The sequence below is a fragment of the Novosphingobium sp. BL-A-41-Hi4B-X5A genome, assembly GCF_055521705.1.
Map to the genome: position 1 here is coordinate 1970512 of NZ_CM145500.1, position 21626 is coordinate 1992137.

General features: G+C 63.5%; 21 protein-coding genes. 13 read left to right on the top strand and 8 right to left on the bottom strand.

Going from position 1 to position 21626, the window contains the following annotated elements:
• Window positions 1-108: 108 nt before the first annotated feature.
• The 3 genes from trmB to ACZ1JY_RS09520 all read left to right on the top strand — a co-directional run bounded on the left by trmB (window position 109) and on the right by ACZ1JY_RS09520 (window position 2372).
• Window positions 109-828 (top strand): tRNA (guanine(46)-N(7))-methyltransferase TrmB, encoded by a 720-nt coding sequence (gene trmB, locus ACZ1JY_RS09510; RefSeq protein ID WP_118072959.1) that lies wholly within the window; start codon window positions 109-111, stop codon window positions 826-828.
• A 121-nt stretch (window positions 829-949) separates the two neighbouring features.
• A complete protein-coding gene (locus ACZ1JY_RS09515; RefSeq protein ID WP_465129122.1) occupies window positions 950-1717 on the top strand; it encodes a sulfite exporter TauE/SafE family protein in 768 nt (255 codons plus the stop codon).
• Window positions 1718-1844: 127 nt separating this feature from the next.
• Window positions 1845-2372 (top strand): hypothetical protein, encoded by a 528-nt coding sequence (locus ACZ1JY_RS09520; RefSeq protein WP_465129123.1) that lies wholly within the window; start codon window positions 1845-1847, stop codon window positions 2370-2372.
• On the opposite strand, the gene nadB is transcribed toward ACZ1JY_RS09520, so the two are convergent.
• Window positions 2369-3991 carry an L-aspartate oxidase gene (gene nadB, locus ACZ1JY_RS09525; protein ID WP_465129124.1) on the bottom strand — a complete coding sequence of 541 codons (1623 nt, stop codon included), beginning with the start codon at window positions 3989-3991 and terminating at the stop codon, window positions 2369-2371. The two genes, ACZ1JY_RS09520 and nadB, sit on opposite strands and share 4 nt — an antisense overlap.
• A 212-nt stretch (window positions 3992-4203) precedes the next feature.
• On the opposite strand from nadB, the gene ACZ1JY_RS09530 reads away from it, so the two are divergent.
• Window positions 4204-4347, top strand: coding sequence for a hypothetical protein (locus ACZ1JY_RS09530; protein ID WP_162895939.1), 144 nt, complete (start codon window positions 4204-4206; stop codon window positions 4345-4347).
• A gap of 18 nt (window positions 4348-4365) precedes the next feature.
• Here the strand turns inward: ACZ1JY_RS09530 and ACZ1JY_RS09535 are convergent, their stop codons facing one another.
• Window positions 4366-5325 (bottom strand): ABC transporter ATP-binding protein, encoded by a 960-nt coding sequence (locus ACZ1JY_RS09535; RefSeq protein ID WP_465129125.1) that lies wholly within the window; start codon window positions 5323-5325, stop codon window positions 4366-4368.
• Between the two features lie 70 nt (window positions 5326-5395).
• Between ACZ1JY_RS09535 and ACZ1JY_RS09540 the strand changes: the two genes are divergently transcribed.
• The 5 genes from ACZ1JY_RS09540 to ispG all read left to right on the top strand — a co-directional run bounded on the left by ACZ1JY_RS09540 (window position 5396) and on the right by ispG (window position 9333).
• The gene (locus ACZ1JY_RS09540; RefSeq protein WP_118072956.1) at window positions 5396-5596 is read left to right on the top strand and encodes a zinc-finger domain-containing protein; all 201 of its coding nucleotides are present in this window, start codon (window positions 5396-5398) and stop codon (window positions 5594-5596) included.
• 49 nt (window positions 5597-5645) lie between these two features.
• Entirely contained in the window at window positions 5646-7085 is a 1440-nt protein-coding gene (gene tldD / locus ACZ1JY_RS09545; RefSeq protein ID WP_465129126.1) for a metalloprotease TldD, read from the top strand.
• Between the two features lie 95 nt (window positions 7086-7180).
• A complete protein-coding gene (locus ACZ1JY_RS09550) occupies window positions 7181-7603 on the top strand; it encodes a hypothetical protein (RefSeq protein WP_118072954.1) in 423 nt (140 codons plus the stop codon).
• A gap of 40 nt (window positions 7604-7643) precedes the next feature.
• A complete protein-coding gene (locus tag ACZ1JY_RS09555; protein ID WP_465129127.1) occupies window positions 7644-8156 on the top strand; it encodes an N-acetyltransferase family protein in 513 nt (170 codons plus the stop codon).
• A 40-nt stretch (window positions 8157-8196) separates the two neighbouring features.
• Window positions 8197-9333 (top strand): flavodoxin-dependent (E)-4-hydroxy-3-methylbut-2-enyl-diphosphate synthase, encoded by a 1137-nt coding sequence (gene ispG, locus ACZ1JY_RS09560; RefSeq protein WP_465129128.1) that lies wholly within the window; start codon window positions 8197-8199, stop codon window positions 9331-9333.
• Window positions 9334-9337: 4 nt separating this feature from the next.
• On the opposite strand, the gene ACZ1JY_RS09565 is transcribed toward ispG, so the two are convergent.
• The gene (locus tag ACZ1JY_RS09565) at window positions 9338-9865 is read right to left on the bottom strand and encodes a hypothetical protein (protein ID WP_205525267.1); all 528 of its coding nucleotides are present in this window, start codon (window positions 9863-9865) and stop codon (window positions 9338-9340) included.
• Window positions 9866-9922: 57 nt separating this feature from the next.
• Between ACZ1JY_RS09565 and ACZ1JY_RS09570 the strand changes: the two genes are divergently transcribed.
• Together ACZ1JY_RS09570 and ACZ1JY_RS09575 are read left to right on the top strand one after the other, a co-directional pair.
• Window positions 9923-10450: an N-acetyltransferase family protein gene (locus ACZ1JY_RS09570; protein WP_465129129.1), complete on the top strand. Its 528-nt coding sequence runs from the start codon at window positions 9923-9925 to the stop codon at window positions 10448-10450.
• A 51-nt stretch (window positions 10451-10501) separates the two neighbouring features.
• Window positions 10502-11125: a murein L,D-transpeptidase catalytic domain-containing protein gene (locus ACZ1JY_RS09575; protein ID WP_168905272.1), complete on the top strand. Its 624-nt coding sequence runs from the start codon at window positions 10502-10504 to the stop codon at window positions 11123-11125.
• A 189-nt stretch (window positions 11126-11314) separates the two neighbouring features.
• On the opposite strand, the gene ACZ1JY_RS09580 is transcribed toward ACZ1JY_RS09575, so the two are convergent.
• A complete protein-coding gene (locus tag ACZ1JY_RS09580) occupies window positions 11315-12628 on the bottom strand; it encodes a L,D-transpeptidase family protein (protein ID WP_465130891.1) in 1314 nt (437 codons plus the stop codon).
• A 234-nt stretch (window positions 12629-12862) separates the two neighbouring features.
• On the opposite strand from ACZ1JY_RS09580, the gene ACZ1JY_RS09585 reads away from it, so the two are divergent.
• Window positions 12863-13750: a DMT family transporter gene (locus ACZ1JY_RS09585; protein ID WP_118072948.1), complete on the top strand. Its 888-nt coding sequence runs from the start codon at window positions 12863-12865 to the stop codon at window positions 13748-13750.
• A gap of 240 nt (window positions 13751-13990) precedes the next feature.
• Window positions 13991-16663, top strand: a complete 2673-nt coding sequence (acnA, locus tag ACZ1JY_RS09590; protein WP_465129130.1) for an aconitate hydratase AcnA — start codon at window positions 13991-13993, stop codon at window positions 16661-16663.
• A gap of 168 nt (window positions 16664-16831) precedes the next feature.
• Here the strand turns inward: acnA and ACZ1JY_RS09595 are convergent, their stop codons facing one another.
• The 4 genes from ACZ1JY_RS09595 to ACZ1JY_RS09610 all read right to left on the bottom strand — a co-directional run bounded on the left by ACZ1JY_RS09595 (window position 16832) and on the right by ACZ1JY_RS09610 (window position 21578).
• Window positions 16832-17623, bottom strand: coding sequence for a HesA/MoeB/ThiF family protein (locus tag ACZ1JY_RS09595; RefSeq protein WP_465129131.1), 792 nt, complete (start codon window positions 17621-17623; stop codon window positions 16832-16834).
• Window positions 17624-17841: 218 nt separating this feature from the next.
• The gene (gene dnaA / locus ACZ1JY_RS09600) at window positions 17842-19260 is read right to left on the bottom strand and encodes a chromosomal replication initiator protein DnaA (RefSeq protein WP_465130892.1); all 1419 of its coding nucleotides are present in this window, start codon (window positions 19258-19260) and stop codon (window positions 17842-17844) included.
• Between the two features lie 549 nt (window positions 19261-19809).
• Window positions 19810-20070, bottom strand: a complete 261-nt coding sequence (gene rpsT / locus ACZ1JY_RS09605) for a 30S ribosomal protein S20 (protein ID WP_039333732.1) — start codon at window positions 20068-20070, stop codon at window positions 19810-19812.
• Window positions 20071-20183: 113 nt separating this feature from the next.
• Window positions 20184-21578: a cytochrome P450 gene (locus ACZ1JY_RS09610; protein ID WP_465129132.1), complete on the bottom strand. Its 1395-nt coding sequence runs from the start codon at window positions 21576-21578 to the stop codon at window positions 20184-20186.
• Window positions 21579-21626: the final 48 nt, after the last annotated feature.

The window sequence follows — 21626 nt, forward strand, 5'->3', positions numbered from 1 at the left end:
CTTTGCTCACCACAGCAGGCGCGCACCGTCCATCCAATTTTCTTGTACTTGGACGCAGGAAGCCGATGATATTGACCCCTGCGGGCCGCCCTGCCAAACGCCGCCGCCATGACAGCCTACAAACCCGGCGATCCGACGACGATCAACCGCCTCTATGGCCGCGCCAAGGGCAAGCCCTTGCGGCAGGGCCAGCAGGCGCTGGTCGACGAACTGCTGCCGCAGATCGCGATGCCTGCCGAAGGGCCGATCACTGCCGAAGCTTTGTTCGGCGAACCGCGCCCCTTGCACTTCGAAATCGGCTTTGGCGGGGGCGAGCACATGGCGTTCCGCGCCGACATGCTGCCCGACCACGGTTTCATCGGGGCAGAGCCCTTCTTGAACGGCGTGGCACAGGCCCTCACCCACGTGTCTGGCGACAATGGCGCGCATCCGCCCATTCCGAATGTGCGCATTCATCATGGCGATGCCCTGGAAGTGCTTCGCCGCATTCCGGACGGATCACTCTCGTTCCTTTACCTGCTGCACCCCGATCCCTGGCCGAAGGCGCGCCACGCCAAGCGCCGGATGATGAATGACGGCCCGGTCGACATGTTTGCAACAAAGCTCAAGCCCGGCGGCGAATTCCGCTTCGGCACGGACCATGCGGTCTACCTGCGCCATGCCCTGATGGTGATGCGCCGTCACAAGCATCAGTTCGAATGGCTGGCGCGCGAAGCAAAGGACTTTCAGGTCCGCCCCGGCGGCTGGCCAGAAACCCGTTATGAGCACAAGGCGCGGACGGTGTACGGCCATGAGGTGTGGTATTTCCGCTACCGGAAACGCAGCTAACGCTTCGTCGCAAAAAACTCTCCCTTTACGGTAGAGTATAATTTCTTGCATTTTGGTAGAGATTAATCCGGAGTAGCGGATCCTCCCGGCCGACAACGGCAGGACAGGGGGACCGAATCGCATGGACTTTATCGCAGGCATCGACTTTGCCGCGTTGCTGCCATTCATTGCCGTTGGCTTCGCCGCGCAAATGGTCGACGGCGCGCTAGGCATGGCGTTCGGCGTGATTTCGAACACGCTGATGGTCGGCGTGCTTGGCATTCCCCCCGCCCTGGCTTCTCAGCGCGTGCACATTGTCGAATGCTTCACCACTGCCACCTCGGGCATCAGCCACCTCCTGCACGGGAACGTGGACAAGAAGCTGTTCTTCCGCCTGCTCCTGCCCGGGATGGCGGGTGGCATACTCGGGGCCTATGTCCTGTCATCGATCGATGCATCGCTGGTGAAGCCGTGGGTGCTCCTCTACCTTTCGGCGATCGGCATCTACCTGCTGGTGCGGGGCATTCTCTATCCGCCCAAGATCAAGGAAGCCGGATGGGTCGCGCCGCTCGGGCTCGTCGGTGGCTTTCTCGATGCTGCGGGCGGTGGCGGATGGGGTCCCGTCGTAACATCCAACCTGCTGATCCAGGGCGCCGATCCGCGCAAGGTGGTCGGTACGGTCAATACCGTCGAATTCTTCCTGACGCTGACCGTGTCTGCGGCGTTCATCTGGCACCTCGGCGTGGCCGATGTTGCTGGCGCGACGCTCGGGTTCCTCATCGGAGGTCTTGCAGCGGCACCGTTCGGCGCCTGGGCGGCCAAGCACATTCCGGCCAAGACGATGCTGATCATGGTTGGCACCGTCCTCACCCTCACCAGCCTCTACGGCGCGTACAAGGCCTTTTCCTGAGGCGTCGCGGGCTTTCTCAATTGATGTGAGGGCCCGCCACTGCCTGAAGATCACTGCGCATTAACCATGATGTGCAATAAGACTCGGACGGGTCGAGTGCGACTCCGTGGCTGGAGGGCAGGTCTTCATGGCGAACTTGGGCGCAAGTGGCATAACCATTGCCGAGATGAGAGAGTTTGCCAGCTTCACCGCTGCTGAACAGCGCTATATCCGCCGCAGCCTCGACGTCGCGCGCGGTCGTCAGGAAACCGTTCGCCGCTGGGGCCGCACCGCTGACGAGGCCGCTTCGATCCAGGAGCAGGCGGATCTCTATCGCGAGTTGCCGCTGCTGCACCAGATGCTCCCTCATGTCGACGGGATCGATGCGCTCGAGCCTTTCATGGGCCCGCTAGTGCGGTTGACGGCCTTCGACCTGGCGCAAGACAGGATCACCGGCTTCTCGGCCTATCGCTTCCTCTATGAGCGACTGCTTGGCGCCGCTGCCCGTCCCTGGCTGCCGGGGGCGTTCTGCGGAGCGGCAGCCTTGCCGGTCATTCGACCGGACCGCCGTCGCGCTCTGCTGCAATCGATCAGCGAAGCCGCCGCAACGGCGCACGGCTGGTCGCTGCGCGAACCGGTATTCTACCCGGAATTCGTCGAAGCCGAAGCCGCCTAGGGCACCAGCACGGTATCGCGCGCAACGGCGTCCGTCTGGGGATAATCCAGGGTGTAGTGCAGGCCCCGGCTTTCATGCCTTGCCCGGGCCGAGCGGACGATAAGTTCCGCGCTTTGCAACAGGTTGCGCAACTCGATCAGGTCAGTCGTCACGCGGAAGTGGCCGTAGTAGTCGTTGACCTCACCACTCAGCATCTGGATGCGATGAGCCGCGCGTTCGAGCCGCTTGTTGGTCCGCACGATGCCGACATAGTTCCACATGAACCGGCGGATCTCGGTCCAGTTCTGCTTGATCACCACTTCCTCGTCAGAGTCGGTGACCCGGCTTTCATCCCATGCGCGCACTTCGGGCGGCGCGGCAAAGCTGTCCCTCTGGCGCAGGATATCGCGCGCAGCGGCATCGCCGAACACAAAGCATTCGAGCAGCGAGTTCGACGCGAGGCGATTTGCGCCGTGCAGGCCGCTTTCCGTACACTCGCCCGCAGCGTAGAGGCCGGGGAGATCCGTCCGTCCTGCAAGGTCGATGAGAATACCGCCGCAAGTGTAGTGCTGCGCCGGCACGACCGGGATGGGACTGGTGGTCATGTCGATGCCCAAGCCCATCAACTTGTCGTAGATATTGGGAAAGTGTTCGCGGACGAAATCGGCCGGCATGTGGCTGATATCGAGGTGGACATAATCGAGGCCGAATTTCTTGATCTCGGCATCGATCGCGCGGGCCACGACATCGCGGGGCGCAAGCTCGAGCCGTTCGGCGTCATAGAACTCCATGAAGCGCTTGCCGGTACGCGGGTTGATCAGGCGCCCGCCCTCGCCACGCACCGCCTCGGTTATGAGGAAGTTCTTGACCTCGAGGTTGTAGAGGCAAGTGGGATGAAACTGCATCATTTCCATGTTGGAAACGCGTGCCCCCGCGCGCCACGCCATGGCGATGCCATCGCCGGTGGCTCCGCGTGGAGCCGTGCTGAACTGGTAGACGCGGCCCGCTCCGCCAGTGGCCAGGATCGTCGCGCTGGCCGTGTGCGCCTCGACCTTGCCGCTGGCTTCATCAAGCGCATAGACGCCCCAAACCCTGCCGGAGCCTGAATAACGGGCGGCTTCGTGCCGCCCGGTTATCAGGTCGATGCAGGTCCGCCCCGGCAGCAGCGTGATGTTTGCATGCGCCCGCGCGGCATCGAGCAAGGCCTTCTGCACGGCGGCGCCAGTGGCGTCATCCACATGGACGATGCGGCGATGGGAGTGTCCTCCCTCGCGGGTCAGGTGCAAGGCGCCTTGTGCCGCGTTGAAAGGCACACCGAGTTCCACAAGGCGCCGGATAGCGGCAGGCGCATTCTCCACGACGAACTCGACCGTCTCGCGACGGTTGAGACCGGCCCCTGCGATCATCGTGTCGCGAATGTGATCCTCGAAGGTATCGCCTTCATCGAGAACCGCTGCGATGCCGCCCTGCGCCCAGTTCGTTGATCCGCCGTCCAGTGGACCTTTCGCCAGCACCAGCACGCGGCAAGTCTCGGCGAGGACCAGGGCGGCCGTCAATCCTGCCGCACCTGAACCGACCACCAGCACATCGTGAATGGTCTGGCCTGGCACACCGTCGTTTGCTGCTGCGTTGCCGCTCAAGCGGATAACTCCCAATCTTGCCTTTGGCCTTGCCGTAACGGTTCATGTCACCATGCGAAAGTGCGCCTAGCGCTGGATCCGGCCAAGTGTAACCAGCTTTTAATACCATTAACCACCTTGGCCACTTGCTTCGCAGGTGCAGCATGATAGGTATTCATGCGTAAAACCCTCACACAGATTGACCGCTCATGCTTGAGACCAGGCTCCTTTGCATGCTCAATCGCCATCGCCCCAAACGCTCTGCCGTGGAATGGAACGGCCGGACGTTCGTCGGCACTTGCCGGAACTGCAATGCACCGATCCGCCGACTGGAGCGCGGTGGTTGGCGCGCCGTCAAGAATGGCGCAGCAACCTAGCCCCGGCGCTTCAGCGCATCAGGCAGTTTCTTTTGGCATGCTGGTCAAGCTGACGAACACGTCCTCCAGATCCGCTTCCCGCGTCGAAACGTCGACGATCGCATACCCCTGCCCCTGCACAAGAGACATGACTTCGCCGGCGGTCGTGCGATCCTTGTCGTAACTGATCTCGACCTGACGCTCGCCAGACAGGTGGCTCTTGAGGAACGCGGGATGTTGCGGCGCAACATCGAGCTCACGATCCAGCGTAAGCAGGACAATCTTTTCCCGCGCCATGTCAACAAGCTCGCGCGTCGGCTTGTTGGCGATCAGCTTGCCGTGATTGATGATCGCAATGCGATCGCAAAGCTCTTCGGCTTCCTCGAGATAATGGGTTGTCAGCACAACTGTCACGCCATCGCGATTGAGCTCGCCGACCAGTTCCCACAGCTGCCGCCGGAGTTCGACGTCGACGCCTGCTGTAGGCTCATCAAGCACCAGCACCGGCGGCGCGTGCACCATTGCCTTGGCGATCAGCAGGCGACGCTTCATGCCGCCTGACAGCGAGCGGGCATAGGCATCGGCCTTGTCGGCGAGATGCACCGCGCGCAGCAGCTCCATCGTGCGCCGCATCGTCTTCGGCACGCCATAGAGGCCGGCCTGGTTGTCGAGCACTTCGGCCGGCGTGAAGAACGGGTCAAACACGATTTCCTGCGGCACGATCCCGATCGAAGCCTTGGCATTGCGCACATCGTGATCGATGTCATGTCCCCAGATCTCGACGCTGCCCGAGGTCTTCATGACCAGCCCGGCCAGCGTGTTGATCAGTGTCGACTTGCCCGCACCGTTTGGCCCGAGGAGACCGAAAATCTGCCCTTGCGGCACATCGAAGCTGACGCCATCGAGTGCCAGCTTGCCCGGCGCCTTGCCCGTCGGCGCATAGCGCTTGACCAGATCGCGAATTCGGATTGCGGGAGGATTTTCGTCGGTGCTTGCCATGGCCGCTGCCTGCACCAGTGCCAGCGAAAACGCAATTGTCTGAAGCCCGCCGATTTGCTAGCCGCAGCGCATGATTCAGGCACCCGAAACCGTCTACACCGATCATCATCGCGTAAAGTGCGACGGCGCGTCCGACATCCGTGGCGGCGCTGCCCTTGGCCATCCGCGCGTCTGGCTCGAAATTGACGAGAAGGGCTATGTCGAATGCGGATATTGCGACAGGCGCTTCGTGCTGAAGGACGGCCCAGCGGACAACGCTGCGGCCGCTTAAGCCTCTTCGCTCTATGGCCTTTGTGCCTTGAGCGCCTATATCGGTCAACATGACCGATCTCGACACCCGCTCGCTGCTCTATCGCTCTGGCCACCTTTCGCCCGAGGAGGCGCAAAACCTCACCGCCAATGCGCTGAAATCCTGCGATGACGGCGAACTCTATCTCCAGTTCATCGCCAGCGAGAGCTTTGGTTTCGATGATGGCCGCCTGAAGACGGCGGACTATTCGCGCGATGCCGGCTTCGGTTTGCGCGGCGTCTCCGGCGAAATGACCGGCTTCGCCCACGCCAACGAGATTTCCGCCGCCGCTATCGCCCGCGCAGGCGAAACGCTGAAACTGCTCGATCCGGCCAAGGGCCAGGCTGCCCCGCCACCGCGCAACAACAACCGCCACCTCTATACCGAAGCCTCGCCGCTCGATGCCGTGCCGTTCGAAGCCAAGGTCAAGCTGCTCGAAACCATCGATGCCGCCGCGCGCGCGCGCGATCCCCGCGTCGCGCAGGTTTCAGCGTCACTTTCCGGTTCGTGGTCGGTAGTCGAAATCGTCCGTGCCGACGGCTTTGTCGCCCACGACGTGCGGCCACTCGTCCGCCTCAACGTCTCGATCGTGGCCGAGCAGAACGGGCGACGCGAGACCGGATCCTTCGGCATAGGTGGACGCCGCCTCTACGACGACCTGTTCTCGCCCGATACGTGGAACCGTGCGATCGACGAGGCGCTGAACCAGGCGCTGGTCAATCTCGAATCGGTGGCCGCGCCTGCCGGCGAAATGACCATACTGCTCGGCCCAGGCTGGCCGGGCGTGCTGCTGCACGAAGCGGTCGGCCATGGTCTCGAAGGCGATTTCAACCGCAAGGGCACGAGCGCCTTCTCCGGTCGGATCGGTGAGCGCGTGGCCGCGCCCGGCGTCACCGTGATCGACGACGGCACGCTGCTCGGCGTCAATGGGCAGGGCCGTCGCGGTTCGCTTTCGATCGATGACGAGGGCACGCCGACGCAGGAGAACATCCTGATCGAGGACGGCATCCTCAAGGGCTATATCCAGGACCGCCTCAATGCCCGTCTGATGGGCGTGGCCCCCACCGGCAACGGCCGGCGCGAAAGCTTCGCCCATGCGCCGATGCCGCGCATGACCAACACCTTCATGCGCGGCGGCAACGATGATCCCGCCGAACTGCTCTCCCGCGTGAAGAACGGCATCTTCGCCAAGTCCTTCGGTGGCGGGCAGGTCGATATCACCAGCGGCAAGTTCGTGTTCTCCTGCACCGAGGCCTACCGCATCGAGAACGGCAAGCTCGGCGCGCCGATCAAGGGCGCTACGCTGATCGGCGATGGGCCGACCTGCCTCACCAAGGTGACTGGCATCGGCAACGATCTTGCGCTCGATGAAGGCGTCGGCGTCTGCGGCAAGGGCGGGCAGAGCGTTCCGGCAGGCGTCGGGCAGCCAACCTTGCTGGTCGAAGGCCTCACCGTGGGCGGCACGGCCTGATCGAAGGATTGCTGGCGCTGCGGCGTTATGTGGTCAGCGCGGGTTAAGCCGTTTCGCGCTAACGGTCAGGGACCGAATCGAAAGGGAAGTGCCAGATGATCAAGACCGCCAGCAAATTCGCTGCGGCACTGGCCGCCGGATCGCTGCTTCTTGCCGGAGCCGCTGCCGACGCCAAGCCGCGTCTCACCCCGGAACAGGAACTCGCCAAGACGCTTGAAGGGCGCGTGGCGGGCAAGCCGCAGGACTGCCTGTATCTGCCGCGCGTCGTCAATACGCGCATTTATGACAAGACAGCCATCGTCTACGACACTGGCAGCACCATCTGGGTGAACCGTCCCGATTCTGGCGCAAGCTCGCTGTCCGACAACGACATCATGGTCACGACACCGTTCGGAGCGCAGCTGTGCAGTGTCGATATCGTGCGCATGGTCGATCGCAATGTCGGCTTCTGGCGCGGATCGGTCGGTCTCGGCAAGTTCGTGCCCTACACCAAGGTGAAGGCCGAAAAGGCCAGCTGACCGCTTTGAATTGGCAGGGCTGAAGCGCTAAAGGCGGAGCATGACGCTCCGCCTCGCCACCTCTGCCGATGCTCCCGCCCTTGCCGACCTTGGCCGCCGCGCCTTCATCGCCAAGTTCGGCAACCTTTACAGCACCGAGAACCTTTCCCGCTTTCTTGAGGAATCCCACTCAGAAGCGACCGTTTTGACGCAACTCGCGGATCCGGAGATGAAGATCGCCGTGATCGAGGAAGAGGGCGTGCTGGCCAGCTTCTGCAAGATCGTGCGGAAAAGTTCGCTCCCCCAAAAGACTCAGGCGAGCTCGCCGATGGAGCTCAAGCAGCTCTATACCGATCCCGACCTGATCGGGCGCGGCCACGGCGCGCGACTGATGGACTGGGCACTGGCCGAAGCGCGGGCGTGGGCCGCAGACGAGATGCAGCTTTCGGTCTATGCCCACAACCCCGATGCGCAGCGCTTCTACCGGCGCTATGGACTCGACAAGGTGGCAGACATCGAATTCTGGGTGGGTGAGCACTGCGATCCCGAATTCATGTTTGCAGGCCCACTTTAGACGCCTTCCGAACCGGCGCCTTAGTCCCTATAGAGGGCGCATGTCCTCGATCCGTCCATGGCGCGATATCGCGCGTCGCAAGAGCCGCCAGATCATGGTCGGCAGCGTCCCCGTTGGCGGTGATGCCCCGATCACCGTTCAGACGATGACCAATACGCTGACGTCCGACGCTGTGGCGACGATCAACCAGATCCGCCGCTGCGAGGATGCGGGTGCCGATATCATCCGCGTTTCCTGCCCCGACGTCGAAAGCACCGCGGCGCTTCGCCAGATCACCAGGGCGGCGCGCATCCCGGTCGTTGCCGACATCCACTTCCATTACAAGCGCGCGCTGGAAGCCGCCGATGCCGGCGCGGCTTGCCTGCGCATCAACCCGGGCAACATCGGCTCGTCCGAGCGCGTGGCCGAAGTGGTCCGCGCGGCCAAGGCCAATGGCTGCGCGATCCGCATCGGCGTCAACGCCGGAAGCCTCGAGAAGGACCTGCTCGAGAAGTATGGCGAGCCTTGTCCCGAGGCCCTCGTCGAAAGCGCGCTCGATCATATCAAGCTGCTGCAGGACCACGACTTCCACGAATACAAGGTGGCGGTAAAGGCCTCCGACGTGTTCCTCGCGGTCGCCGCCTACATGGGCCTTGCCGAAGCGGTCGATTGCCCACTGCACCTTGGCATCACCGAGGCCGGCGGTCTGATCGGCGGCACCGTCAAGTCCTCGATCGGCATCGGCAACCTGCTCTGGGCCGGCATCGGCGATACCTTGCGCGTCTCGCTTTCGGCCGAACCGGAAGAGGAAGTCCGCGTCGGCTTCGAGATTCTCAAGAGCCTCGGCCTGCGCACGCGCGGTGTCCGCGTGGTCTCCTGCCCTTCGTGCGCGCGTCAGGGCTTTGACGTGATCCGCACTGTGGAGGCGCTTGAAAGCCGTCTTTCCCACATCAAGACGCCGATCTCGCTGTCGGTGCTGGGCTGCGTCGTCAATGGCCCGGGCGAGGCACGCGAGACCGACATCGGCCTCACCGGTGGCGGCAACGGCAAGCACATGGTCTACCTCTCGGGCGTGACCGACCACACCGTGCAGTCCGAGGAGATGCTCGACCATATCGTCTCGCTGGTCGAGAAGAAGGCCGCCGAGATCGAAGCGGCGACGACCGACGCCGGCAACGTCACCGAGGCAGCGGAGTAACCTGTCAGCGTCCTGCCGTGGGCTTGTAGATATCGATGTAGTCGGTGAGCCCGTCGCACCATTCAAAGGTGCGCAGGCGCCAGTAGGGGCGATTCTGTGTAACGGCAAAGCGCCAGTCTTCTCGTGTTGCCTCGCACTTTCGGCCAGCATCCGGTGTGTCAGTGATGCGGATCGTGCCTGAAAAGACGAAGTAATCCGCGCCGATCTCGGTCACTTGGCCATCCAGCCAGAGGCGGCCGGGACCACTGGATGCAGCCTGACTGGCGGTCAACCGGATCACCCCATTTTCGTCCCGCGCATTGGCCGTGCCGCGCGTATTCCAGTCGATCCACTGCAAGGTCACGCCGGCATTGCGCCGCAACTGATCCGCCACCGTTCGGTCGAGTATCCGGGTAACAGGTTCGGAAGATGACGGAGCAGAAGTCTCCGGCGTAGGCGGCGAACTCTCCGGCCTCGCGCCATCAGTCGAACAGCCAGCAAGTGCCAGAAGCACGGGGGCAGAGGCAAGCGTGGTGCGGATCATGGCGTTCATGTCTTTCGTAATCCGGCGAGGCTGGCAAGGTTCCTTGCGAAGCGCTAGGCGAAGGCCATGACCATCTCCATCCGCCCCGCCACCCCTGCCGACACACCCCTGATCGCCGCACTCATCCGCGCTCTCGCCGAATACGAAAAGCTGGCGCACGAGGTCCGTTTCGACGAGGCGGTACTGGCAGCCAAGCTCTTCGGACCGCGCCCCTATGCTGAAGTCGTCATCGGCGAACTCGACGGCAAGCCACAGGGGTTTGCCCTGTTCTTTCACAATTTTTCGACTTTCGAGGGCAAGCCGGGGATCTACCTCGAAGACCTGTTCGTGCAGCCCGAAGCCCGCGGCTCCGGCCTCGGCAAGGCGCTGCTGTCACACCTCGCCGCGCTGGCGGTGGAGCGGGACTGCGCGCGCTTGGAATGGTCAGTGCTCGATTGGAACGAGCCTGCGATCGGTTTCTACAAGTCGCTCGGCGCGAAGTTCATGGACGAATGGACGGTCATGCGCGTCGACGGCAAGGCCCTGAGCCAGCTGGGAAGCCAGTTTGCGGCGCAGCTTGGCGCAGGTGCTGGAAATCCGGTCGCAAATGCATAGAATGCCCGCCGTTCACGCTTGATAAGGCGAAAGCGTGGTACGGGACCGGACATGACAGACAAAGTCGACAGGCGAACGGTACTGGCAGGCGCTGCGGCAAGCGCCGTCGCTGCCGTGTTCCCGCCGCGCGTGGCGGCAGCAACCTACTACCCCAACCAGCAGCACCGCGAAGTCCTGCGCATTGCCGCCGAGCAAGTGGAAAAGCACCGCGCGTCGCTGTGGCGCACCGACATCGTCGGCATTGCCGACTTCGCGATGCCCTCGTCCTTGCCCCGCTTCCACTTCGCCAATCTCGAACGCGGCGAGGTCAGGTCTTTCCTCGTCGCGCACGGCCGCGGTTCGGACCCTGAACACGATGGCTTCCTGAAGACCTTTTCCAACGAGGTCGGCAGCCTCGCCACCTCGCGCGGCGCTTACGTCACTTGGGAATGGTACAAGGGCAAGTACGGAACCTCGATCCGCCTGGGCGGGCTGGAACCGGACAACTCCAACGTGCTTGACCGCGCGATCGTGTTGCATTCCGCGTGGTACGCCAATCCCTCAATGCTGGAAAAATGGGGTAAGCTCGGTCGCTCTGACGGCTGCTTTGCCATGAGCGAATCGGACTTCAACGAAGCCCTGTGGCACCTTTCCGGCGGACGCCTGCTCTACGCCGACAGGTTGGGCCTCGGCTGAACACCGGTTTGAGGGCGAGGGACGCGCCGTCCCTTCGTCCTGCTCGTCAGGTGCCAGCCAAAACACCTTTCGCACTTGTACGGATGCAGAACGAGCCCGCTCGCCGCCGCCGCCGCATCGGCATCCTGCTTGGTGCAGAACCGCTGCTTGCGCCGACAGATGCTGAGCCTCGTCCTCACAACAAGAGCATCAAAGAGGATTGTCCAGCTTGATGACTTCCTCGTTGCTCTTGCGCTGCGTGGTGTGCTGCTGGCGCGGCTGGGCGAAGCTCGCCAGCACCGGCGCATCGCGGTTATAGATGTCCGGGAATGAGCGCAGCATCCCGGTCACGTCGCGCGCCACCGTGAAATAGGTGAGATAGACCGGGAAGGTCTTGGTCATCGGCACCTTGGTGTAGACCTTCGAGGTATGCGCGGCGACGGCATCGTCAGGCGTCATGCTTGCGCCAAGGATTGCCATCGTCATCGCCAGCTCCGTCGCCCGCTCTACGCGCACGCAACCATGGCTCAGCGCACGAGCGGTGAGATTGAAGAGGTTGCGGTTGGGCGTGTCGTGCAGGAAGATGGCATGCTCGTTCGGCATGTCGAGCTTCATGCGCCCAAGCGAATTGTTGTCGCCCGGCTGCTGGACGACATAGATCGTGCCATCAGCCGCCTTGGTGACCTTGTAACCTTCGCGCTCGGCTTGCTTCGGGTTGCCGACCAGACGTGCGCCCAGCCCTTCGCCGACGACAATCGACTGCGGCACGGTCCACGTCGGGTTGAAGATCACGCCCTCGACCGTCTCGGCCAGCTGCGGAGTCGCGGTCTTGCCGGGCTTGCCGACGATGACCTTGTAGGTGCTGATGATCTTGTTCTTGACGGTCAGCCGCAGCATCTGCTCGGGCACGTTGGTCAAGAGGTACTGCGAGCCGAGATCGCGGGCGAGCCAGCGCCAGCGGTCCATGTTGGCCCGAATCAGCGCGGCCTGCTTCTGGGTCTGCGCCTTGGGCAACGCGGCCTTGAGCGCAGCGTAGTCCGGCACGGTCGGCAGTAGCGCCATGAGCGCGCCCTTCACGTCATGCTTCTCGAGAGCTTCGGCGAGGATCAGCGAAGTCGGGTTGGTATCCTGATCGGGGTCCACCGCGAACCACTGCACCCGCGCTGTCATCGGCGTGCGCCCGTCGCGCAAATCCTCTGCCAGCCAGGTGAACAGCTTGGTCGCGGTCTCATCCAGTTCCTGGCCCTCGCCCTTTACGATAGCGGCTGACAGGACTTCCGGCTGATAATCCTTCGGGAACAAGCCTTCGGCACCGACGCCCTTGATGGTTGCCAGCAGCGCCTGCGCATCGGACTGCGTCCACTTCGGCGCGGCAACCGGTGCAGACGGAGCCACGGGCGCGACCGGAGCCGCCACGGTTGGTGCCACCACCGGGGGCTTGGCTTGCTTGGTAAGGTCGATCGGCCCGGAAGTCGGGGCTGTCTGCGCAACGAGCGGCTGGGCCGCGAACGTCAGCGCCACCAGAGCCACGCCAAACTTGCCCGAGGTACCGATTCCGAATTTCGCAAGCTTCACGTTCCGCACTTCCCTGTTCAATTACGTCGTCCCGGGCGGCCGCACCATTGCCAGTGTCCTGCCCCAAGCCCACCAGACTATCAAGCATGGCACTATCGAAGATTGCGCCTGACTGGAGCCTGAATCGCGCCGGTTGGCCAGAACATCGTTTCAAACCGCAACCAGTTTGCCTATGGCCTGCCGATGAACGATCATCGCCCGCTCTTGCTCCCGGTTCTTGCCTCGATGCTTGGGCTGGCGTTGTTCTCGGTGATGGACGGCGTGATGAAGGCCGCGTCGCTGGCGATCGGTGCCTACGCTGCGATGTGCTGGCGCGGCCTTGCCGGATCAGCACTGATGTTCCCTTTGTGGCTTTGGCGCGGGCAGGGATGGCCCGCCTGGCCGGCCCTCAAGGTGCACCTCCTGCGCGGTTCGGTCGCCTCGGTGATGGCGACGCTGTTCTTCTATGGGATCGTCAGGCTTCCGCTTGCCGAGGGCATTGCCCTGTCCTTCATTGCGCCACTGATCGCGCTCTATCTCGCAGCGATAATGCTCGGAGAAACGGTCAGACCGGCAGCCATCGGCGGCTCGGTGCTGGCGCTTGCAGGCGTTGTCGTCATTGCTGGCGGCAAGTTCGATGGTCCCGCCGATGCCGAAGCGGTCAAGGGCCTCGTCGCCACGCTGGTCTCGGCAGTGCTCTACGCTTGGAACCTTGTCCTGCAGCGTCAGCAGGCGCTCCTCGCCAAGCCCGAGGAGGTGGCCTTCTTCCAGGCCCTCGTCCAGTTCGGATTTCTCGGCATTGGCGCGTGGTGGTTTGCGCCATTCCCGACCGGCGCGGTCTGGTGGCTGCTTGTTGTGTCGGCGATCCTGTCTGCTGCCTCGATCATGCTGTTGAGCTGGGCTTATGGCCGTGCGGAAGCGCAGGTGCTGGTGCCGTTGGAATATACCGCGTTCATCTGGGCAGCGATCGTCGGATGGATCGCCTTCGCCGAGCCGGTGACGGTACCCATGCTGGCCGGAGTGACGCTGATCGTCGCAGGTTGCCTCTATGCCACCAGAAAGGCCTCGCCGGACGTGATCGCTCAGAAGTGAACCCCTCGCAATGCGGATCGTTTTTGCAATTGCAAATCAATAAGCGTTCTACCACGACGAATCGCTCTGCACCTGCACAAATTGCGCCCCTCCCGCCCTTGACGCGCCCGCGCTTTGCGCGCATCGCCCTCTCGCTTTCAGGCCGTAACTTGCCGCGCCGCCACGGGCCTTTGGTCCAAGAGCGATTCCCCGCGTGGCACCGTACAGCAACGGCCGCGACAGGAGGGAAGACGCAAAGCCATGACCCAGGTCGGACAGGATACGCTCGGCACCCGCAGCACGATGAACGTGGGCGGCAAGGACTACGCCTATTACTCGCTCAAGAAGGCTTCCGAGAAGTTCGGCGACATCTCGCGCCTGCCCTTCTCGATGAAGGTCCTTCTCGAAAACCTCCTGCGCTTCGAGGACGGCGGCTTCACCGTCTCGTCTGACGACGTCAAGGCGATCGTCGACTGGCAGAAGAGCCCCACCGAATCCAACAACGAAATCCAGTACCGCCCCGCGCGCGTGCTGCTGCAGGACTTCACCGGCGTGCCCTGCGTGGTCGACCTCGCCGCGATGCGCGACGCCATCGCCACGCTCGGCGGCGACACCAGCAAGATCAACCCGCTGGTCCCGGTAAACCTCGTGATCGATCACTCGGTCATGGTTGACGAGTTTGGCCACCCCAAGGCCTTCGAAGAGAACATGGAGATCGAATACCAGCGCAACATGGAGCGCTACGATTTCCTCAAGTGGGGTTCGAAGAGTCTCAACAACTTCTACGCCGTGCCCCCCGGCACCGGCATCTGCCACCAGGTCAACCTCGAGAACATCGCCCAGGCCGTGTGGACCTCGACCGACCAGAACGGCGTCACGGTTGCCTACCCCGACACCTGCGTCGGCACCGACAGCCACACCACCATGGTCAACGGCCTTGGTGTGCTGGGCTGGGGCGTTGGCGGCATCGAAGCCGAAGCGGCAATGCTCGGCCAGCCGGTCTCGATGCTCATCCCCGAAGTCGTCGGCTTCAAGTTCACGGGCGAACTCAAGGAAGGCGTCACCGCCACCGACCTCGTGCTGACCTGCACCAACATGCTGCGCAAGCATGGCGTGGTCGGCCGCTTCGTCGAATACTACGGCCCCGGTCTTGCCGCGCTCAGCCTCGCTGACCGTGCAACGCTCGCCAACATGGCTCCGGAATATGGCGCCACCTGCGGCTTCTTCGGCATCGACGAGAAGACCCTCGACTACATGCGCCTGACCGGCCGTGAAGAAGCACAGATCGCGCTCGTCGAGGCCTATGCCAAGGAGCAGGGCTTCTGGATCGACCCGGCGGTCGAGCCGATCTTCTCCTCGACGCTGGAGCTTGACCTCGGCACCGTCGTGCCCTCGCTCGCCGGCCCGAAGCGCCCGCAGGACCGCGTCTCGCTTCCCGAAGTCGATGACGTGTTCAATGCGGACATGGCGAACACCTACAAGAAGACCCCGGCCCGCGTGCCCGTCGAAGGCAAGGACTTCGACATCGGCGACGGTGACGTGACCATTGCCGCGATCACCTCGTGCACCAACACCTCGAACCCGGGCGTGCTGGTGGCCGCTGGCCTCGTCGCCAAGAAGGCCAACGAACTCGGCCTCAAGCCCAAGCCCTGGGTCAAGACCTCGCTCGCCCCGGGTTCGCAGGTCGTCACCGACTACCTCAACAAGGCTGGCCTGCAGGAGCACCTCGATGCGGTTGGCTTCAACCTCGTCGGCTATGGCTGCACCACCTGCATCGGCAACTCGGGTCCGCTCGCCGAACCGATCAGCAAGGCGATCAACGACAATGGCCTCGTCGCCGCTGCCGTGATCTCGGGCAACCGCAACTTCGAAGGCCGCGTCTCACCGGACGTGCGTGCGAACTTCCTCGCCTCCCCGCCGCTGGTCGTTGCCTACGCGCTGAAGGGCACCGTGGTCGAAGACTTCACCACCACCCCGATCGGCAAGGGCAACAACGGCCAGGACGTCTACCTCAAGGACATCTGGCCCTCGAACAGTGAGGTTGCCACCACCATGGCTGGCTGCATGGACCGCGCCATGTTCCAGGCCCGCTATGCCGACGTCTACAAGGGCGACGCGCACTGGCAGGCGATCAACGTCACCGGTTCGGAAACCTACTCGTGGCGCGCCGGGTCGACCTATGTCGCCAACCCGCCGTACTTCGAAGGCATGTCGATGACGCCGGCTCCGGTCAGCGACATCATCGAAGCCAAGCCGCTGCTGATCCTCGGCGATTCGATCACCACCGACCACATCTCGCCGGCCGGTTCGATCAAGGCTGACAGCCCCGCCGGCCAGTGGCTGATGGAGCACCAGGTCTCGAAGGCGGACTTCAACTCCTACGGCGCGCGCCGTGGCCACCACGAAGTGATGATGCGCGGCACCTTCGCCAACATCCGCATCAAGAACGAGATGGTCCCCGGCGTCGAAGGCGGCTTCTCGCGCTACGGCGACGAGGTCGGCTCGGTCTACGACGTGGCCATGAAGCACAAGGCCGATGGCGTGCCGACCGTGGTCATCGCCGGCAAGGAATACGGCACTGGCTCCAGCCGCGACTGGGCGGCCAAGGGCACCAACCTCCTCGGCGTTCGCGCTGTGATCGTCGAAAGCTTCGAGCGTATCCACCGCTCGAACCTCGTCGGCATGGGCGTGCTGCCGCTGCAGTTCAAGGAAGGCCAGAACCGCACCTCGCTGGCGCTGTCTGGCGACGACACCTTCACGATCAAGGGTGTTGCCAACCTGCAGCCGCGTCAGGACGTGGAAGTGGAAGTCACGCGCAAGGACGGCACCAAGCTGACCTTCACCGCGCTGTGCCGCATCGATACCGCCAACGAAGTCGAATACTTCATGAACGGTGGCATCCTGCACTACGTGCTGCGCAAGCTCGCTTCGTAAGAGGCAGCTTCAGGCCAGACAGAAAGGGCGCGAGGACTTCGGTCCCCGCGCCCTTTTCTTTTGCGAGGTCACTGCGGACCAATGCCCACCCCCGACCCCTCCCGCCTGCGGGAGGGGAGTAGCAGTACGGTTTACGCTCGCTGGTCCCCCTCCCGCAGGCGGGAGGGGTTAGGGGTGGGCCCCAGCGCTACCTGAGAGGCGAGAACTACACCCCCGGCACTCCGGGTCCCGCGCAATGCGCATCGTGCGCAGCGACGGCTTGAGGCCGTCCAGAACGTGCAACTGACCCCACTGCGGATCCCCCAGCGTCGAAACGCCTTCCAGCAGCACCCGCATCGCTGCCATTGCGCCAAAGGCACCGACCATCCCGACCATCGCCCCGAGCACGCCAAGGTCCGCGCAAGTGTCGCAATCCTCGGCATCGAAAGCATCGCCCACGAAGCAGCGATAACACGCATGATCTTCACGGTGCCCGGCAAAGTTCGCCACCTGCCCCTGGAACCGCCCCAGCGCCGCACTGGTCAGAGGCACGCCCGCCTTGACACAGGCATCCGAGACGGCAAGCCGCGTGGCGAAGTTGTCGCAGCCATCGAGCACGACATCCGCCCCGGCGATCAGGCTCGCAGCGTTGTCGCGGTTGATGCGCAGGACGTGCGCCGAAACTTCCAGCACAGGATCGAAAGCGCGCACCCACGCTGCGGCAGCTTCGGCCTTGGCCTCGCCGATGTCGGCCTGGGCATAGACAGTCTGCCGCTGCAGGTTGCTCGCCTCGACAACGTCGTCATCGACCAGCGTGAGCCGACCCACTCCAGCACCTGCGAGATACTGCAAGGCAGGCGAGCCGATGCCGCCCATGCCGATCAGCACGACGTGGCTCTGCGCCAGTTTCGCCTGCCCCATCGCGCCGACTTCGGGCAGGACGATGTGGCGGGCGAAACGGTCTAGGCGGTCTGGCGTCATGCGACGCAGTTAGGGGCTGCGGGGCGGAAGAGAAAGAGAGTTCACGCAGAGACGCAGAGAAGAAGTGGAGGCGCAGAGTGGTTAGGCGGGGCCGACAGGCCCCTTTGTCCATCGAATATCACGTCAGAGGCCGGGGGAGAGATTCTCGCGCGGCTTTGCCGCAAAGACAAAGTCTCTCCGCGTCTCGATTTCTTCTCCGCGCCTCTGCGTGAACCCAGTCAGTCCTCCAGCTGACGCAGCAGCGTGCGCACGTCGCCGTCCATGTCAGCATCGCGGGTGCGTAGTTCCTCGATCAGGCGCACGGCGTGAATCACCGTCGAGTGATCGCGCCCGCCGAACTTGCGGCCGATCTCGGGGTAGGAGCGCGGCGTCAGCACCTTGGCAAGATACATCGCAACCTGGCGCGGACGCACCACGGCGCGGGCGCGGCGCTTCGACGCCATTTCGGTGCGGTCGACGCGGTAGAACTGGCAGACGGTGCGCTGGATCTCGTCGATGGTGATGCGACGGCGGTTGGCCGACAGAATGTCGGTCAGTTGCTCTTCGGCCAGCTGCAGCGACACCGGCTGCCCGGTCAGCTGGGCATAGGCGATCAGCTTGTTGAGGCCGCCGACAAGCTCGCGCACGTTGCGGTTGATCGTGCGGGCAAGGAACTCGATCACATCGGCCGGCACTTGCGTGTTGCCGAAGCGGCCAAGGCGATGCTCGAGAATCTTGCGGCGCAGCTCGATGTCTGCCGGCTGGATGTCGGCGACAAGGCCCATCGACAGGCGCGACAGCAGGCGCTGCTCGACGCCGTCCAGCGCCTGAGGAGCGCGGTCTGCGGCGACGACAAGGCGCTTGCCCGCGCTCATCAGCGCGTCGATCGTGTGGAGGAATTCCTCCTGCGTGCTGGCCTTGCCGATGATGAACTGGATGTCGTCCACCAGCAGCATGTCAAAGCCGCGCAGGCGGGCCTTGAACTCGATCATCTCGTTCGAGCGCATGGCCTGGACGAATTCGATCATGAACCGCTCTGCCGAGCAGTAGAAGATGCGCGCGCCGGGCTTGTTGGCGGCAAAGGCGTGGCCGATCGCGTGGAGCAGGTGCGTCTTGCCCTGCCCGGTCGAGCCCTTGAGGTAGAGCGGCGAGAACTGCGGGGTTTCCAATGCGGCCATGCGCTGCGCGGCGTTGACTGCCAGCACATTGGCCGAACCCGAAACGAACTCGGCAAAAGTCAGTGAAGGGTCGAGGCCGGACAGCGCCGAATCGAGCATCGCCGGTGCGGCATGAACCGGAGCGCGCGGGGCGATTGGCGCTTCGCCACCGACGCGCAGCTCGGGCATCGACCGGCGGCGCGGGTGGACGGTGATGCGCACCTGACGCACTTCCGAACGCGCGATCTTCCAGGCAAGGCTGAGGCGATCGGCGAACCGATCGGCCACCCAGTTCGCCGAGAATTCGGTCGGCAGGAACAGGTCGAGCGTGCCGGTTTCCTTGCAGAATGAGCCGAGCTGGATCGGCTTGATCCACTGTGCATGGAGTTGCGGCCCAAGGTCCTTCTTCAGACCCTGGCTGATGTCGGCCCAGTCTGCTGCCAGATCCAGCGCTTCCTGGTCCTCGATCATTGTGCTGTCACGTCCCTTCTTGCCCGTCATGCTACGCTCGCCTTCGCCCTTGGCAGTGGTCGCCATGGCGCTGACCGCGCTTCCCCCTGCGAAATCGTCTACTTTCACGCTTCGCTGCCTCGACTGAATTGGCCCGCGCGCATCCCCGGCACGCAGGCACAAAATGCCCCTGCTCTGCCGCACAAGGCGCAGCAGACCCTGTTCGATAAAATTTCAAGTGACACCAAGTGGCAGTGATTCCCGCCCCCGGTCCGCATTGTCTATTGGGGTTCGCCCCCTTCGCGCAAGCGGGCACAGAGCAAAAAAACTGAAATAAATGCCCTTGACTCGCCCTAACCCGCAGAGATGCATCAAATGCCTGAAAACTAAGGCTTTTTACTTATGCAGTCGCACGTGGTCATGCGAATCGCGTAGATTCCGTGACTTGTTGCGACTGCACAATGTAACAATGCGGAAGACTGCAGATCAGTAGGCAACACAAATGAAAATGGCCGGCGAAATCATCGCCGACCATGTTCTTTATTTGTGCCGTTCTGGAAGAATATCCGCCGCTTCGAGCAGCGAATCATCCTACCAAAGTCAGAGCGCGGCGACGCGCTTCGACAGGCGCGACATCTTGCGCGCAACGGTGTTCTTGTGGAGCACGCCCCGGGCAACGCCACGAGCCAGCTCGGGCTGGGCTTCCTTCAGCGCCGCCGCAGCAGCCGTCTTGTCGCCGCCGGCCAGTGCGGTCTCGACCTTCTTCACGAAGGTACGGATGCGGGAAAGGCGGTTGCCGTTGATTTCGGCGCGACGTTCATTGCGACGGATACGCTTGCGGGCTTGCGGCGTGTTGGCCATGGTCTTCCTGTTTCTCGTGCCTTGGCGGGCGCCAGGAGCGACCGCGTGAATCTCATCCAGTGGCGGGAAGTCCCGCCGGAAAGCGCGCCCCTTAACTGTGGACGCCCGAATCGTCAACAGATTCGGCGCAACTCCACCCTCAGGCCATCACGCGGCTTCGGGATCGGCCAGGCCTGCCATTGCGGCGCGGCACCGGCAGCCATCCGCACCTCGAATCGGGTGAGGATGTGATTGGCCAGAAGCTTGACCTGCATATAGGCGAAATGCAGCCCAAGGCACATGTGCGCACCGCCGCCGAACGGCACCCAGGCATACTTGTGCCGCGCTGCCACCTTGTCCGCAGTGAAGCGCATCGGATCGAAGATCTCGGGCTGCTCCCAGTGCGCCGGATCGGCATGTACCGCCGCCGGACTGATCCCGATCGGCGTGCCGGCCGGAATGTCATAGCCACCAAATCGGAAGTCCCGCAGCGCCCGGCGCGGCATGTTCGGCACCGGTGGCATGAAGCGCAGCGCTTCCTTGAATGCCATCTCCGTAAGCTCCATCCGCCCGAGGTCTTCATAGGCAAGCGGCAGGCCGTCCCCGCCGGCCAGCGCGCGCGCCTCGGCCCGCAGGCGGTCCTGCCAGCCGGGGTTCTTGGCGAGCTGCCAGAACAGCACCGTTGCCGAAGAAGTAATCGTGTCGTGCGCCGCCATCATCAGGAAGATCATGTGATCGACCACCACGTCCTCGGGCAGCAACGAGCCATCGTCTCGAGTCGCGAGCGCGAACTCGCTGAACATGTCCTGCCCCGGATTGGCCCGCCGCTCACGCACCAGACGCCCGAAGTATTCGACCATCAGCCGCCGTCCGGCCACGCCCTTGCCCATCTTGGTGAACGGCAGCGGCTTGCGCACCACGCCGACCGAGGCCTGCACCATGTCGACGAAGGCCTTGTTCAGCCGGTCCGCCTCCGGCCCCAGCGGCAGGCCCAGGAAGCTTGACGCTGCCGTATCCAGCGTCAGCGCCTTGATCGCGTCGTAAAAGCGCATCGCACCGCCCCACTGCTCCAGCGCAGAGGCAATTCCGGCATTCAGCACCCCGCAATAGGCCCGCATCGGCTCGGGCTTGAACGCGATCGACAGGGCCCGGCGGTCCACCCGGTGCGCCTCGAAGTCCATCAGCATCAGCCCGCGCGGGAACAGCAGGTTCAGCACCGGCCCCCAGCCCTGCTCGTTCGAAAACAGCTTGTCGCGATCGAACAGCACCAGTTCGTTGGCATCCGCACCGATCAGGTTGATCCCGCGTCGGCCGAAGCTGCGCGTGCGGAACACCGGGCCGTAAGTATCGACCATGCGCTTCTGGAAGCCCAGCGGATCGGCCAGCTGCATCAGCGTGGTGCCCAAGACCGGCCAGCCGTCTTCGCCGGGAATATGGTCAAGCTTGTGATCGCCGCCCAGCCGCACCCAGTGCGGATTGGCGCGTTCGGTATGCAGGTTAGCAGCAGCCTCGGGTGCGATGCTGGCCATGGTGTCTCCCGGCGTTCTGGTTTAACCGGTCAATTAACACGCCTGTCA